We start from the raw sequence: 15,292 nt of genomic DNA, 5'->3' as shown, positions 1-15,292 counted from the left end.
GGTGCGAGACATGGCAACGAACGCAGTGGACGAGACCGAGGCCACCGAGGCCACGACCGACGAGAAGGCGGTGGACACCACCAAGTCCGACGAGGTGACCAAGACCGAGGTCCCGGCCGAGGCCGCCGAGACCAAGGAGGAGGGACCCTCCGGCGTCGGCCAGGGCGCTGCCGCCGTGGTCTCCGCCGCGCTGGGCGTCGTCTCGCTCACCGGCAGCTGGCTCGGCACGGTGGCTGCCGCACGCCAGAACCTCATCGGTCAGCTGGAGACCGCGCAGAACGCGGACGTGGCCAAGCAGATCCAGGCGGTCTACGGCGACGCCTGGCAGACCACCGCCCTGTGGGGCGGCCTGTTCGCGCTGATCGCGCTGGTCGTCGGCGTCGTGACGCTCGCCCGGCCGGCGTTCGGCACGCCCGGCAGGATCCAGGCCCCCTGGATCAAGTCGGTTGCCTGGGCGGGTGTCGCGCTCGGCGTGATCGGCCTGTTCCTGGCCGTCCTCAAGTACACCGGCATCCTGCTCGGACTGCCGTCAGCGGGCTGAGTCACCGCAGGTCCTGAGGGGTCTTAGGGCATCCGTGAGTACCTTACGGAGGCCCTGAGGCCCCTCAGCCGCGTCTAAGGCTCCGACCGCCACCGAAGATGCGGAACTCTCCCGATGTGGCCGCCCCGCCTGGGAGACGAAGGTGGAGGCATCGCAGAAAGCGAAGCCCTCTCACCGACCTCTCACCAAGGACACGCCATGTACGAGTACGAGTTCCAGCAGCTGCGCGCCGCCGACCTCATCCGCCGCGCCGACCACGAGCGCCAGGTCCGCGAGGCCGCCCGGGCCCACCGCGCCGCCCGTCGCAAAGCCGCCGAAAGCTCCGCCGAGCACGAGAGCCATAGCCGCTTCCGCAGGCCCCGGTCCGCCCGGACCGCGTGAACAAGGGGGCGGGGCCGGCCGGCGCCGTGATCGTCCGGACGGAAGCGGCTGCTGACGCGGTGGCCGTCCGTGCGCAAGCGGCCGTCGGTCCCGTGGCCCGCGGTGGCAAAACCGGTGCCGCGCTGCCGGACCCGCATGCGATGCTCGGGTCCGTGGAGACCAGGTCCGTCAGCCCCGTGTTCGTCGGCCGTGCCGAGGAGTTGGGCACGCTTCTCGACGCACTCGCACGCGCCCGCGGGGGAGAGCCGCAGGCGCTGCTCATCGGCGGGGAGGCCGGAGTCGGCAAGACCCGCCTGGTGGAGGAGTTCGCCGCCGCCGCCCGCCGCCGGGGGGCGGTGGTCGCACTGGGCGGCTGCGTGGAGATCGGCGCCGACGAACTGCCCTTCGCGGCGTTCTCCACCGCGCTGCGCGCCCTGCGCTCCGAACTTCCCGGCGAGCTGGCCGCCGCGGCCGCCGGACAGGAGGAGGAACTGGCCCGGCTGCTGCCCGAGCTGGGCGAGTCGGGTACCGGGCGGCACGACGAGGACGGCATGGCCCGCCTCTTCGAACTCACCGCGCGCCTGCTGGAGCGCGTCACCGCCGAGCACACCGTCGTCCTCGCCCTGGAGGACCTGCACTGGGCCGACGCCTCCACCCGGCACCTGCTCTCCTACCTCTTCCGCACCCTGCGCACCGGCCGCCTCGTGGTCCTCGCCACCTACCGCTCCGACGACATCCACCGCCGCCACCCGCTCAGGCCCTTGCTCGCCGAACTCGACCGGCTCCGCACCATCCGTCGCCTCGAACTCGCCCGCTTCAACCGCGAGGAGGTGTGCCGCCAGGTCGCCGGCATCCTCGCCCAGGACCCCGACCCGGACGAGGTCGACGCGATCTTCGAACGCTCCGACGGCAATGCCTTCTTCGTCGAGGAACTCGCCGTCGCCGCCCACGAGGGCTGCCGCACGGGACTGACCCACACCCTGCGCGACCTGCTGCTCGTCCGGGTGGAAGGGCTGCCGGAGACCGCCCAGCAGGTCGCCCGGATCGTCGCCGAGGGCGGCTCCACCGTCGAGTACCGGCTGCTGGCCGCCGTCGCCCGGCTCGCCGAGGACGACCTCATCGAGGCGCTGCGGGCCGCCGTGAACGCCAGCATCCTCACCCCCGCGCCCGGCGGCGACGGCTACCGCTTCCGCCACTCCCTGGTCCGCGAGGCGGTCAGCGACGACCTGCTTCCCGGCGAGCGCTCCCGCCTCAACCGCCGCTACGCCGAAGCCCTGGAGACCGACCCGACCCTCGTCCCGGCAGACCAGCGCGCGACCCGCCTGGCCAGCTACTGGTATCACGCCCACGATCCGGCCAAGGCCCTGCCCGCCGTCCTCGAAGCCTCCGTCGAGGCCCGCCGCCGGCACGCCTACGCCGAACAACTGCGGCTGCTGGAGAGGGCGATGGAGCTGTGGGACGCCGCCCCCGACGCCGTACGCCGGACCCTGCGCCCCGTCGACTACGCCGAGGCCTACCCGCCCTGCGGCTGCGACCCCGCCACCACCGCGCTGCGCCACCTCGACCTGCTCGCCGAGGCGGCCGTGGCCGGACGGCTGTGCGGGGAGCGTGAACGCGCCCTGAAGATCACCAAGCGGGCCCTGCGCCTGCTGGAAGACGAGGACGATCCGGCCCCGAGCTCTCAACCGCGTTCGGGCGGGGGAGACCCCCATCGCGCCGCCTGGTTCTGGATCCAGCGCTCCCGGCTGGTGCAGCGGCTCGCCCGGGGCGACGGCTGGAAGGAGATCGCCACCGCACGGGAGCTGGTCCGCGGCCTGCCGCCCTCCGAGGTGCACGCCGAGGTGCTGGCCACGGTCGCCCACTGGTCGATGCTCCGCGAGCCCGGCCCGGAGGCCCTGACGGCCGCCGAGCGGGCCGTCGAGTACGCGCGCATGGTGGGCGCCGACGACATCGAGTCCAACGCCCGGCTCACCCTCGGCGGGCTGATGGTCGAGGCCGGGCAGATCGAGGCCGGGCTGGCCCACATGTACGAGGTCAGGGACGCAGTGGTGGCCCGGAGCCTCGCGGCGGTCGTGGGCCGCAGCCATGTGAACCTGCCCTCCACCCTGGAAGGCATCGGGCGCTCGGAGGAGGCCGTGGGCATCCTGCGCGAGGGACTGCGGCTCACCGGCAGGATGGGGCTCACGGAGCCCGAGGGCTGGGTCTGGGGCAACCTCGCCGAGTCGCTCATCTCCCTGGGCCGCTGGGACGAGGCCGCCGAGGCGGCCGTCAGCGCCCAGCGGCACGGGCGGACGGCCGCGCCGTACGGGTCCGGCGCCAACAGCCTGGCGTTCCTCGCACTCGCCCGCGGCCGGGTGCCCGAGGCCGCCCGCCACCTCGCCGAGGCCCGCGCTTCCTACGGCCCGCACGACCCCATGCCGCAGCACGACCTCCCGATCTCCTGCCTCACCATCGCGGTCGCCGTCGCCGAGGGCCGCCTCCCCGACGCCCGCGCGGAACTGGCCCGCTCCCTGGAGTCCGGTTTCCCGCCCGGCACCCAGCGCTACGCCTGGCCGCTGCTGCTCGAAGCCGCCACGGCCGAGGCCGACGCCCGGGCGCTGCCGACCGCGCGGGACGGCCGCGCGCAGGTCCTGGAGAGGATCTTCGAAGCCGTCAAACGCCTCACCACGAACGCCCCCGTCTGGCTCGCGCACGAGAAGTGGGTCCGCGCCGAGCTCCACCGCGCCGAGAGCCGGAGCACCCCGGACACCTGGTCGGAGGTGGTCACCGCCTTCGAACCCCTGGAGCGGCCCTACGACCTCGCCCGCGTCCGGTACCGCCTGGCCGAGTCGCTGCTGACGGGCGGCGGCGAGGCCGACGAGCGCGACCGTGCCACGCAACTGCTCCGCCTCGTCCATGCCGTCGCCCGCCACCTCGGGGCCCGGCCGCTCGCCGGCGCCGCCACCGCGCTCGCCCAGCGCGCCCGCCTGCCGCTCACACCGGCCACGGAACCGGCCCCCGCCCCCACGGACCCCGCCGAGGCCCTCGGCCTCACCAGCAGGGAACGGGACGTGCTGCGCCTGGTCGCCGCCGGCCGCACCAACCGCCGGATAGCCGAGGAACTGTTCATCTCCCCGAAGACCGCGAGCGTCCACGTCTCCAACATCCTGGCGAAGCTCGGCGTCTCCGGGCGAGGCGAGGCGGCGGCGGTGGCTCACCGGCTGGGGCTGTTCCCGGCCGAATCCGTCCTGCCCGGCTCGACGGGCTGAGACATACGCTGTAAGGGACGTCGCGGATGTCGCGGCGGAGGGAGGCGCTCCGTTGTTCAACATGTTCGAGGAATTGTTCTCACCCGGCCGCAAACACACCCGTGACGAGCAGAACCGCCTGGAGCTGACGCGGCAGGACACCGGGGACGGCGATCCCGGACGCGGGCCGATAGACCTGTCGTCCGGGAAGGTCGTCGTACGCCCGTCGCGGGAGCCGGAGGCCGAAGACCCCGAGGAGTGAGCCCGGGCTACTTCACCCGCAGTTCCAGGATCCGGTCGTCCCCGTCCTCGGGACTGCCCCGGCCGTCCGTGTTGCTGGTCACGAGCCACAGCCGGTCGCCGCCCGCCGGGACCACCGTGCGCAGCCGGCCGTACTCGCTCTCCAGGAACGCCTGCGGTTCGGCCGACGCCTTCGTGCCGTCCAGCGGGATGCGCCACAGCCGCTTGCCGCGCAGGCCCGCCATCCAGATCGAACCCTCGGCGTAGGCGATGCCGCTGGGCGAGGCCTCGGCCGTGGTCCACTGGTCGATCGGGTTGTGGAACCCGGAGTCGTCGGACCTGCCCTCGGCCTCCGGCCAGCCGTAGTTGTCGCCCGGCTTGATCGCGTTGAGCTCGTCCCAGGTGTCCTGGCCGAACTCCGAGGCGAACAGGCGTTGCTTGCCGTCCCAGGCGAGGCCCTGCACATTGCGGTGGCCGTACGAGTACACCGGCGAGTTCGGGAACGGGTTGCCCGGCGCCGGCTCGCCCTCCGGGGTCAGCCGAAGGATCTTGCCGCCGACGGAGTCCTTGTCCTGGGACAGGCCCGTGTCACCGCTCTCGCCCGTGCCGACGTACAGCATCTTGTCCGGGCCGAACTCGATCCGGCCGCCGTTGTGGACGAAGCCCTTGGGGATGCCCCTGAAGACCGTGTCGGGAGCGCCGAGCTGTTCGCCGGAGGGCTTCTTCTCGTCGTACAGCATGCGGACGATGCGGTTGTCGGAGGCCGAGGTGAAGTACGCGTAGACCATGTGGTCCGAGGCGTAGTCGGGGGACAGGGCGATGCCGAGCAGGCCGCCCTCGCCGGCGGCCGATACGCCCGGAACCTCGCCCAGCTCGGTCTTCTTTCCGGTCTTCTCGTCGACCCGGGCGATCGTGCCGTCGTCCCGGGAGGAGACGAGCAGGCCGCCGCCGGGCAGCGGGGCGAGGCCCCAGGGCGAGTCCAGGCCCTCGGCGACAGTACGCACCACCTTCACCGAACCCTCGGCGGGCGGTGCCTCCTCGGCCTGCCCCGCCGGTGCGGACGACCCCGGCGCCGTACGGCTCGGGGAAGCGCTCCCGTCCGTGCCGGCTGCTCCTCCGCCGTCGGAGGAGCAGCCGGCCGTCAGCAGGAGCGCGGCGGCGGCCAACACGGTCGGCACGGCTCGACGTTGCACGATCATGGTCCCTTCGAGCGGCGGCGGGTTCTTCCTGTCATACACCTCCGGCGCCTGTGAAGTTCCCGATCACCAAAGCCGAACCGCGAACGCGGCACCCTCAAGGCTTCTGCCCGTATCCCTCCGCACCACGGGGGCACCTCCCCGCCCCACCTCCTCCGCGGACCGCCGCCGGCCGACGGTGCGAGCTTCCGGAAGCCGGGACGCCCGCCGCGTGTGACCGCGGCCCGGCCCCGGATCAGTCCCACGACCCCAGTGCGGGCGGTAGTTCCGCCACCTCTCGCAGGTCCTCGGTCGTCAGACGCAGCGTCGCCGCCGCCGCGTTCTCCGTGACCCAGCGCTCCTGCTTCGTGCCGGGGACCGGGACCACGTGCCGGCCCTGGGCCAGGACCCAGGCGAGGGCGACCTGCGCGGGGGTGACGTGCTCGCCGTGGCGGCGGGCCACCCGGCGCAGGCCCGCGACGATCGGCTGGTTCGCGGCCATCATCTCGGCCGTGAAGCGAGGGTGCCGGGCCCGGACGTCGTCCGCCTCGAAGCCCGCGCCGGGCCGCAGCCTGCCGGTCAGGAACCCGTTGCCGAGCGGCATCGCGGCCAGGAAGCCGACGCCCCGCGTCTCGCACCACGGCAGCAGCGTCTCCAGCGCCTCCGGCGACCACACCGACAGCTCCGCCTCCACCGTGCTCACGGGGAACACCTGCTGCATCCGTTCCAGCTGCCGGATCGTCGCGTCGTGCAGCCGGGCCCCGGAGCGGCGGCCGGCCCGCGCCCCCACCGCGCACAGGCCCAACGCCCTCACCTTTCCGGCCTGCACGAGTTCCGCCATCGCGCCCCACGTCTCCTCGACGGGGACTTCCGGGTCGGCCCGGTGCAGCTGGTAGAGGTCTATGACGTCCGTCTGGAGGCGCCGCAGCGACGCGTCACAGGCCCGCTTCACATACCCCGGGCGGCCGTTGGCGACGATGTGCTGGTCGCCCACGAGCAGTCCGACCTTCGTCGAGACGAACGCGTCGGACCGCCGCTCCTTCAACGCCCGCCCCACCAGCAGTTCGTTGGTGAAGGGGCCGTACATGTCGGCCGTGTCCAGCAGGGACGCGCCCAGGTCGAGCGCCCGGTGCACCGCCCTGAGCGACTCGTCGCCACGCTGCCGCGACGCGCTGTACGCCCAGCTCATCGGCATGCACCCGAGTCCGACGGCCCCCACCGCGAGCGCCGCCGCGCCGATCGTCCTGCGCTCCACCTGGTCGTGACCCTCCCTGTTCCGGCCACCCCAACCTAACCTCTGCCGTCACACCCTCCTGACATAGCCTCCAGAGCATGACTGCTGACGTGTGGCTGCCCATCCCGCCGGACGAGATCGAGGGACTCCCCGAGGGCCCCGCCTACCGCTTCTGGAACGGTGAGGAGGACTTCCCCGCGGACCCGGCGGACTGCGCCTTCTACGTCGTCCCCTACATGAAGCCCAGCCCGCTGTGCGTGCGTCCCATGCCGGGGATGAGCCACCTACAGGTCGTGCAGACGCTCTCCGCCGGCATCGACCACGTGGAGCCGGGCCTGCGGCAGCTGCGTCCGGGCGTGCGGCTGTGCAACGCGCGCGGGGTGCACGAGGCCAGCACCGCGGAGCTCACCCTGACGCTGATCCTGGCCTCGCTGCGCGGGGTCCCGGACTTCGTCCGCGCGCAGGACCGGGGGGAGTGGCTCGCCGGGTTCCGGCCCGCGCTCGCCGACAAGAACGTCCTCATCGTCGGGTACGGGTCGATCGGCGAGGCCATCGAGGACCGGCTCGTTCCGTTCGAGGTGGCGCGGGTGGCGCGCGTCGCGCGCTCCGAGCGCACTACGGCGCGCGGGCCGGTGCATCCGCTCACCGAACTTCCCGCGCTGCTCCCGGAAGCGGACGTCGTCATCCTGTCCACGCCGCTCACAGGAACCACCCGTGGCCTGGCCGGGGCCGACTTCCTGTCCCGGATGAAGGACGGCGCGCTCCTCGTCAACGTCGCCCGCGGCCCCGTCGTCGACACCAAGGCGCTGCTCGCCGAACTGGAGAGCGGCCGCATCACCGCCGCCCTCGACGTCACCGATCCCGAGCCCCTGCCGCGCGAACATCCCCTGTGGCGTGCGCCGGGGGTACTCATCAGCCCGCACGTCGGCGGACCCACCTCCGCGTTCCTGCCGCGCGCCAAGCGGCTCCTGGCGGACCAGTTGAACCGTTATGTGAACCGGGAGCCGCTGCGCAACGTGATCCTTACGACGGGTGCACCAACCGGCTGATCCGAACTTCGGGTACCGTCCGCAATCCCTCGGGCGCGGTGGGTACTCATATATCTGTTGATCGTCACGGAGCGTAGAGAACCTATGTCCCTGAGTGACGATACTGGTGTATCGTCCCGACAGGGGCTGCGCCGGGGACAGTTCGGCGCCGGGGACGGACATCTTCAGGACTGTGAGGGGGGCGACAGGCGATGCACGGCCTATGGACGAGCGATCCGACGGGGCGGGGCTGCCGGCGGCGACCCTGGCGGACGGCCGCGAGCAGACGCGGTCACCACGCCGATCACGTCGGGCAGCACACCCATCACAGCGACCACCACACCGACCACAGCCATCACCGCAGGCCCGGCAGCCGCAGAAGGCAGGCCCAGCCGGCGCACGGGGGTCCAGGGGACCCGGGAGCGGCACGGACCGGGAGGGTCCGGTGAGCGCGCCGCCGACCCCCACACCCACGCTCGACGGAGCGCTGCGGGCGCAGGCTCCGTCCCCCGGGGCGCTGCTGCCCCGCACGCCGGCTCCCGGCCCCTGGCCGGGCCCGGCCCTCCAACTCGTCCTCGCCCTGGTATGCGCGGGATACGCCGTCGGTTCCGCGTTCGGCTGGGGTTCGTACCAAGTGGCCCTGATCATGGGTGACTTCGGGTTGAGTGCCGCGGCGGCCACCGCCGCGATGTCCTGCTTCCTCTACGCCCGCAGCCGCCACACCCGCTTTCGACCCGCCTGGCTGCTCTTCGGCCTCTCCTCGGTCATGGCTTCCCTGGGAAACCTGGTCTGGGGGTGGTACGAGGTCGTCCTCGGACAGCCCGTGCCCAGTCCCAGCTACGCCGACCTGTTCTTCCTCTGCTTCGCGCCGCCCGCGATCGTCGGGCTGCTCGTGCTCGCCAAGCGCCCGGTCACCAAGGCCGGCTGGGTCTGCCTCGGTCTTGACGCCTGGCTGATCGGCGGCTCGCTGCTCACCCTGGCCTGGAGCCTCGCCCTCGCTCAGGCCGCGAAGTCCGAAGGGCCGAGCGTGGCGCACACCGCGCTGTCGCTTGCCTATCCGCTGCTCGACATCGCGCTGGTCAGCATGGTGCTCGCGCTGCACTTCAGGCGGTCCGCGGTGAACCGCTCCGCGGTCAACACCGCCATCGGCGCCCTCGCGCTGACCGTGATGTGCGACGCCCTGTTCACCTCACCGCTGATGCACCACGACTACCGCTCCGGCCAGCTGCTCGACGCGGGCTGGTTCGCCGGTTCGCTGCTCCTGGCCTACGCCCCGTGGGCCGGGTCCCGCACGGACACCGACCGGCTCGGCCCGGACCGGCAGAGCACGGCAGGGCACACGCGCGTGGTGCGCGAGCACGTGCCCGGCCAGCGCGGCGGCCCGCACCACCATCCGCCCCTGCCCGGGGGCGAGCTCGGCCGGTACCCGGCCTCCCGGCCCATCGCCGGCTCTCTCGCCGCCCTCACGCCGTACCTCGCGGCGGCCGTCTGCACCCTGGGGATCCTCTACAACGTCCTCAACGGCCGCAGCGTCGACCGCGTCGTCCTGCTCACCGGTGGCACGGTCGTGCTCGCGCTCGTGGTGCGCCAGGGCATCATGCTGCTCGACAACATCACCCTCACCCAGGAACTGGCGCAGAAGGAGAACCACTTCCGCTCCCTGGTGCAGGGCTCCAGCGACGTCATCATGATCGCCGCACCCAGCGGCGTCCTGAGGTATGTCTCCCCGGCCGCCGCCGGTGTGTACGGGCGCCCGGCGGAGGAGCTGGTGGGTACGGAACTGGCCGGTCTCATCCACCCGGAGGATCTGGGCTGCGTCGTGCACGAGGTGCGGCGTTTCCTCGCCGCCAACCCGGTCGAGGAACCCACTACGCGCATCGAGTGCCGTTTCCGCTCGGGTGACGGAGGCTGGCTGAATGTCGAGTCGACCGTCAACCGCCATCACGGCGGCCTCATCTTCAACAGCAGGGACGTGACCGAAAGGGTCCGGCTCCAGGCCCAGCTGCAGCACAACGCCGAGCACGACCCGCTCACGGACCTGCCCAACCGCGCCCTGTTCACCAAGCGCGTCCAGCACGCCCTGTCGGGCCGCCGCGCCTCCGACCGGGGCGTGGCCCTGCGGAACACGGCCGTGCTGTTCATCGACCTCGACGGCTTCAAGGCCGTCAACGACACGATCGGGCACCAGGCCGGGGACGAGCTGCTCGTCCAGGCCGGCCGCCGGCTCCAGGACTCGGTCCGGCAGGGCGACACCGCCTCCCGGCTGGGCGGAGACGAGTTCGCGGCCCTGATCGTCGGAGACAACACCCGCGACCGCGAGGCCAGGCAGCGGCACATACTGGAGCTCGCCGACCGGCTCAGGACGACGCTGTCCCAGCCGTACGTCATCGACGGCAACGATGTCCGTGTCAACGCCTCCATCGGCGTGGCCTTCGCGGAAGCGGGCCTCGGCGCGGGAGAGCTGCTGCGCAACGCCGACCTGGCGATGTACCGGGCCAAGGCCGGCGGCAAGGGCCGCGTCGAGCTGTACAAGCCGCAGATGCAGCAGGACGTCGTACGGAAGGCGGGGCTCGCCACGCGACTGCGGGCCGCGCTGCACGACGGCGAGTTCGCCCTGCTGCACCAGCCGGTGGTGTGCCTGGAGGACGGCCGGATCACTTCGGTGTCCGCGCAGGCGCGCTGGCGCTCCTCCCAGGGGGTGCTGTTCACCCCCGCGGAGTTCCTGCGCGTGGCCGAGGACAGCGACAAGACCGCCGAGCTGGGCCGGTGGATGATCGAGGAGGCCGTCGAGCAGGCCGCCGAGCGGCACGCGACCGGGCTGTCCGCGCCGGTCGTGGTCCGGATGAGCGCCCGCCGGCTGCTGGACCGGTCGATGCCGCTCGGCACCATCGAGGCACTGCTCACACGGCACGGGCTGCCGTCCGGGTCGCTGATCATCGAGCTGTCCGACGCCGACCCCAAGGCCGGCCTGGACGAGCTGGAGCGGCGGCTGGGCGCCCTCAGGCGGGTCGGTGTCCGGATCGCGCTCGACGGGTTCGGCAGTGGCTACGGGGCGATCACGGCCCTCAGGCGGCTGCCCCTCGACGTCCTCAAGCTCGACCGCAGTCTGGTCGAGGGCGTCGTCGAGTCCGCCCGCCTGCACAAGATCACCAGTGGGCTGCTGCGCATCGCCACCGATCTCGGCTTGAAGTCCGTGGCCGACGGGGTGGACCTGCCCGAGCAGGTCGTCGCCCTGCGCGCGATGGGCTGCACCCACGGACAGGGCATGGCGTTCTCCGGGCCGCTCGACGAGTACCGGCTGCGCCGGGCGCTCGCTTCCGGCCACTATCCGCTGCCGCACGGACCGGCCGAACCGGCGTTCGCGGGCGGTGCCCCGCGGGTGTACAGCTCGGGTGTGTCCGCCGTCATCGGGGGCGGTACGGCCCTCCGCTCACATAATGAGACTCCCGTCCCACCCACTTGACAGTGAGTGCGTGCCGGGGAGAGGGTCTGTGCCATGCGCACCCGAATTCTCGTACTTGGAAAGCGCGTCGGCTGACGCTGAGCCTCGACCGCTCAGCGACCCCACCCGGCGCGCTCCCCTCGCTTGCCTTATGGCACGAGGGGTTTTTTGTTGCACGGGCGCCTTCCGTGCAGCAGCCGAAAACCGCACAAACTTCGCAAAAAACCCTCAGCATCTGAGAAGAGAATGCCGATGACCGAGCAGGCCACCGGGGCCCACCACCCGCAGCCCCGGCCCCGATCCGGAGGACACCACTCCGCCCCCGAGCAGGTGACGGGCGCGCAGTCCCTCATCCGCTCTCTCGAGGAGGTCGGCGCCGACACGGTATTCGGCATTCCCGGTGGTTGCATCCTCCCGGCGTACGACCCGCTGATGGACTCCACCCGCGTGCGTCACGTCCTGGTGCGCCACGAGCAGGGCGCCGGTCACGCGGCCGAGGGGTATGCGCTGGCCACCGGCAAGGTCGGCGTCTGCATGGCGACCTCGGGCCCCGGCGCGACCAACCTGGTCACGCCGATCGCCGACGCGCACATGGACTCGGTGCCGATGGTCGCGATCACCGGACAGGTGGCCTCCAAGGCGATCGGCACGGACGCCTTCCAGGAGGCGGACATCGTCGGCATCACCATGCCGATCACCAAGCACAACTTCCTCGTCACCAAGGCCGATGACATCCCGCGGGTCATCGCCCAGGCCTTCCACATCGCCTCCACCGGCCGTCCCGGCCCGGTCCTGGTCGACATCGCCAAGGACGCCCTCCAGGCGAAGACGACCTTCTCCTGGCCGCCGGCCATGGACCTGCCCGGCTACCGCCCGGTGACCAAGCCGCACGCCAAGCAGATCCGCGAGGCCGCCAAGCTGATCACCCAGGCCCGCCGGCCCGTGCTGTACGTCGGCGGCGGCGTGCTCAAGGCTCAGGCCACCGCCGAGCTGAAGGTCCTCGCCGAGCTCACCGGCGCGCCCGTCACCACCACCCTGATGGCGCTCGGGGCGTTCCCCGACAACCACCCGCAGCACCTGGGCATGCCCGGCATGCACGGCTCGGTGGCTGCCGTCACCGCCCTGCAGAAGGCCGACCTGATCGTCGCCCTCGGCGCCCGCTTCGACGACCGCGTCACAGGCAAGCTGGACAGCTTCGCCCCGCACGCCAAGATCGTCCACGCTGACATCGACCCGGCCGAGATCGGCAAGAACCGCGCCGCCGACGTGCCGATCGTCGGTGACGCCCGCGAGGTCATCGCCGACCTGGTCCAGGCCGTGCAGAAGGAGCACAGCGAGGGCCACCGGGGCGACTACACCGCCTGGTGGAACGACCTGAACCGCTGGCGCGAGACCTACCCGCTCGGTTACGATCAGCCCGGCGACGGCTCGCTCTCCCCGCAGCAGGTCATCGAGCGCATCGGACAGCTCGCGCCCGAGGGCACGATCTTCACGGCGGGCGTCGGCCAGCACCAGATGTGGGCCGCGCACTACATCGAGTACGACAAGCCGGGCACCTGGCTGAACTCCGGCGGCGCCGGAACCATGGGCTACGCCGTCCCGGCCGCCATGGGCGCCAAGGCCGGCGCACCGGACAAGGCGGTCTGGGCGATCGACGGCGACGGCTGCTTCCAGATGACCAACCAGGAGCTCGCCACCTGCGCCCTGAACAACATCCCGATCAAGGTCGCCGTCATCAACAACGGCGCCCTCGGGATGGTCCGCCAGTGGCAGACCCTCTTCTACAACCAGCGGTACTCCAACACCGTCCTGCACTCCGGCCCGGACGACGTCAACCCGCAGGCCCGTGGCACCCGCGTCCCCGACTTCGTGAAGCTGTCGGAGGCCATGGGCTGCTACGCCATCCGCTGCGAGAACCCGGACGACCTCGACAAGGTCATCGAAGAGGCGAACTCCGTCAACGACCGCCCGGTCGTCGTCGACTTCATCGTCCACGAGGACGCGATGGTCTGGCCGATGGTCGCCGCCGGTACCTCCAACGACGAGATCATGGCCGCACGGGACGTCCGCCCCGACTTCGGCGACAACGAAGACGACTGAGCGAGAGAGACCCAGAGATCATGTCCAAGCACACGCTCTCCGTCCTGGTGGAGAACACCCCCGGCATCCTCGCCCGGATCGCCGCGCTGTTCTCCCGCCGCGGCTTCAACATCGACTCGCTCGCCGTCGGTGTCACCGAGCACCCCGACATCTCCCGGATCACCATCGTCGTGGGGGTGGAGGACCTGCCGCTGGAGCAGGTGACCAAGCAGCTCAACAAGCTCGTCAACGTGCTCAAGATCGTCGAGCTGGAGCCGTCGCAGGCGGTGCAGCGCGAACTCGTTCTGGTGAAGGTGCGCGCCGACAACGAGACGCGCTCCCAGATCGTCGAGATCGTCCAGCTGTTCCGCGCCAAGACCGTCGACGTCTCCCCGGAGGCCGTGACCATCGAGGCCACCGGATCCGGCGAGAAGCTGTCCGCCATGCTCAAGATGCTGGAACCGTACGGCATCAAGGAGCTCGTCCAGTCCGGCACGATCGCGATCGGCCGCGGTGCCCGTTCCATCACGGACCGGTCGCTGCGCGCCCTGGACCGGTCGGCATAAGACGGAGAACGGGCGGTCGGCGCGCCGTCGGCCGCCCGTATTCCGAGACCCTCAGACTTCCCTTCCGCCCCCCGTCATACGGTGGGACGCAACACCTGCACTCCCGAGGAGAGAACCCAAAGTGGCCGAGCTGTTCTACGACGCCGACGCCGACCTGTCCATCATCCAGGGCCGCAAGGTCGCGGTCATCGGTTACGGCAGCCAGGGCCACGCCCACGCGCTGTCGCTCCGTGACTCGGGTGTCGACGTCCGCGTCGGTCTGCACGAGGGCTCCAAGTCCAAGGCCAAGGCCGAGGAGCAGGGCCTGCGCGTGGTGAGCCCCTCGGAGGCCGCCGCCGAGGCCGACGTCATCATGATCCTCGTCCCGGACCCGATCCAGGCTCAGGTCTACGAGGAGCACATCGCCCCCAACCTGAAGGACGGCGACGCGCTGTTCTTCGGCCACGGCCTGAACATCCGCTACGGCTTCATCAAGCCCCCGGCCGGTGTCGACGTCTGCATGGTCGCCCCCAAGGGCCCGGGCCACCTGGTCCGCCGCCAGTACGAGGAGGGCCGCGGCGTTCCGTGCATCGCCGCAGTCGAGCAGGACGCCACGGGCAACGGCTTCGCGCTGGCCCTGTCGTACGCCAAGGGCATCGGCGGCACCCGCGCCGGCGTCATCAAGACGACCTTCACCGAGGAGACCGAGACCGACCTGTTCGGTGAGCAGGCCGTTCTCTGCGGTGGTACGGCCGCGCTGGTGAAGGCGGGCTTCGAGACGCTGACCGAGGCCGGCTACCAGCCGGAGATCGCGTACTTCGAGTGCCTGCACGAGCTGAAGCTGATCGTGGACCTCATGTACGAGGGCGGCCTGGAGAAGATGCGCTGGTCGATCTCCGAGACCGCCGAGTGGGGCGACTACGTCACCGGCCCGCGCATCATCACCGAGGCCACCAAGGCCGAGATGAAGAAGGTCCTCGCCGAGATCCAGGACGGCACGTTCGCCCAGGCCTGGATGGACGAGTACCACGGCGGTCTGAAGAAGTACAACGAGTACAAGACCCAGGACTCCGAGCACCTGCTGGAGACCACCGGCAAGGAGCTGCGCAAGCTGATGAGCTGGGTCGACGAGGAGGCGTAAGCCTCAGGGCCCGGGGGGCCGGAGCGAGCTGCTCCGGCCCCTTCGGCCAACCCGGGGTAACGTCGGTGGTACGGCGTTGTCCATCCCGTCCGGCCACGGACGGGTGATCCTTCCGCAGCGGCGTAAGACGACGCCCACGGCGCCACTAGACTGCTGCACAACATACGCGTCAGGCCCACAGCGTCGTGCGTCTTCCACGCGGCCAAGCGACACCGGAGAAGTGCAGGCACGCCCCCGCGCCGCCCGGCACGCACTCTCGCCGCACCGGCCGAAGGTCCTG

At 71.5% G+C, this 15,292-nt stretch carries 11 protein-coding genes; 9 read left to right on the top strand and 2 right to left on the bottom strand.

The window, feature by feature from the left end; translation table 11 throughout:
• Window positions 1-10 precede the first annotated feature (10 nt).
• From ACZ6TU_RS23130 to ACZ6TU_RS23115, 4 genes are all read left to right on the top strand, one after another.
• Entirely contained in the window at window positions 11-541 is a 531-nt protein-coding gene (locus ACZ6TU_RS23130; protein WP_469550684.1) for a hypothetical protein, read from the top strand.
• A 198-nt stretch (window positions 542-739) separates the two neighbouring features.
• Window positions 740-922 (top strand): hypothetical protein, encoded by a 183-nt coding sequence (locus ACZ6TU_RS23125; RefSeq protein WP_467676842.1) that lies wholly within the window; start codon window positions 740-742, stop codon window positions 920-922.
• Window positions 923-1,062: 140 nt separating this feature from the next.
• Window positions 1,063-4,149 carry a helix-turn-helix transcriptional regulator gene (locus ACZ6TU_RS23120; protein WP_469550681.1) on the top strand — a complete coding sequence of 1,029 codons (3,087 nt, stop codon included), beginning with the start codon at window positions 1,063-1,065 and terminating at the stop codon, window positions 4,147-4,149.
• A gap of 52 nt (window positions 4,150-4,201) precedes the next feature.
• A complete protein-coding gene (locus tag ACZ6TU_RS23115; RefSeq protein WP_467676846.1) occupies window positions 4,202-4,390 on the top strand; it encodes a DUF6191 domain-containing protein in 189 nt (62 codons plus the stop codon).
• A gap of 7 nt (window positions 4,391-4,397) precedes the next feature.
• On the opposite strand, the gene ACZ6TU_RS23110 is transcribed toward ACZ6TU_RS23115, so the two are convergent.
• Window positions 4,398-5,567 carry a PQQ-dependent sugar dehydrogenase gene (locus ACZ6TU_RS23110; protein ID WP_469550677.1) on the bottom strand — a complete coding sequence of 390 codons (1,170 nt, stop codon included), beginning with the start codon at window positions 5,565-5,567 and terminating at the stop codon, window positions 4,398-4,400.
• Between the two features lie 232 nt (window positions 5,568-5,799).
• Window positions 5,800-6,798 carry an aldo/keto reductase gene (locus ACZ6TU_RS23105; RefSeq protein ID WP_469550676.1) on the bottom strand — a complete coding sequence of 333 codons (999 nt, stop codon included), beginning with the start codon at window positions 6,796-6,798 and terminating at the stop codon, window positions 5,800-5,802.
• Window positions 6,799-6,875: 77 nt separating this feature from the next.
• Between ACZ6TU_RS23105 and ACZ6TU_RS23100 the strand changes: the two genes are divergently transcribed.
• The 5 genes from ACZ6TU_RS23100 to ilvC all read left to right on the top strand — a co-directional run bounded on the left by ACZ6TU_RS23100 (window position 6,876) and on the right by ilvC (window position 15,012).
• Window positions 6,876-7,826 (top strand): 2-hydroxyacid dehydrogenase, encoded by a 951-nt coding sequence (locus ACZ6TU_RS23100; RefSeq protein WP_467676852.1) that lies wholly within the window; start codon window positions 6,876-6,878, stop codon window positions 7,824-7,826.
• Window positions 7,827-8,250: 424 nt separating this feature from the next.
• Window positions 8,251-11,268 (top strand): putative bifunctional diguanylate cyclase/phosphodiesterase, encoded by a 3,018-nt coding sequence (locus tag ACZ6TU_RS23095; protein WP_467676854.1) that lies wholly within the window; start codon window positions 8,251-8,253, stop codon window positions 11,266-11,268.
• Between the two features lie 231 nt (window positions 11,269-11,499).
• Window positions 11,500-13,347 carry an acetolactate synthase large subunit gene (locus ACZ6TU_RS23090; RefSeq protein WP_467676856.1) on the top strand — a complete coding sequence of 616 codons (1,848 nt, stop codon included), beginning with the start codon at window positions 11,500-11,502 and terminating at the stop codon, window positions 13,345-13,347.
• 20 nt (window positions 13,348-13,367) lie between these two features.
• Window positions 13,368-13,892 (top strand): acetolactate synthase small subunit, encoded by a 525-nt coding sequence (gene ilvN / locus ACZ6TU_RS23085; protein ID WP_010048631.1) that lies wholly within the window; start codon window positions 13,368-13,370, stop codon window positions 13,890-13,892.
• A 121-nt stretch (window positions 13,893-14,013) separates the two neighbouring features.
• Complete coding sequence (gene ilvC, locus ACZ6TU_RS23080) at window positions 14,014-15,012, top strand: ketol-acid reductoisomerase (protein WP_467676858.1); 999 nt, start codon at window positions 14,014-14,016, stop codon at window positions 15,010-15,012.
• Window positions 15,013-15,292 lie beyond the last annotated feature (280 nt).

The sequence above is a fragment of the Streptomyces sp. NPDC052064 genome, from assembly GCF_055585925.1.
The sequence above is the reverse complement of the archived record's forward strand: the minus strand, read 5'-3'. Positions and strand labels throughout refer to the sequence as shown.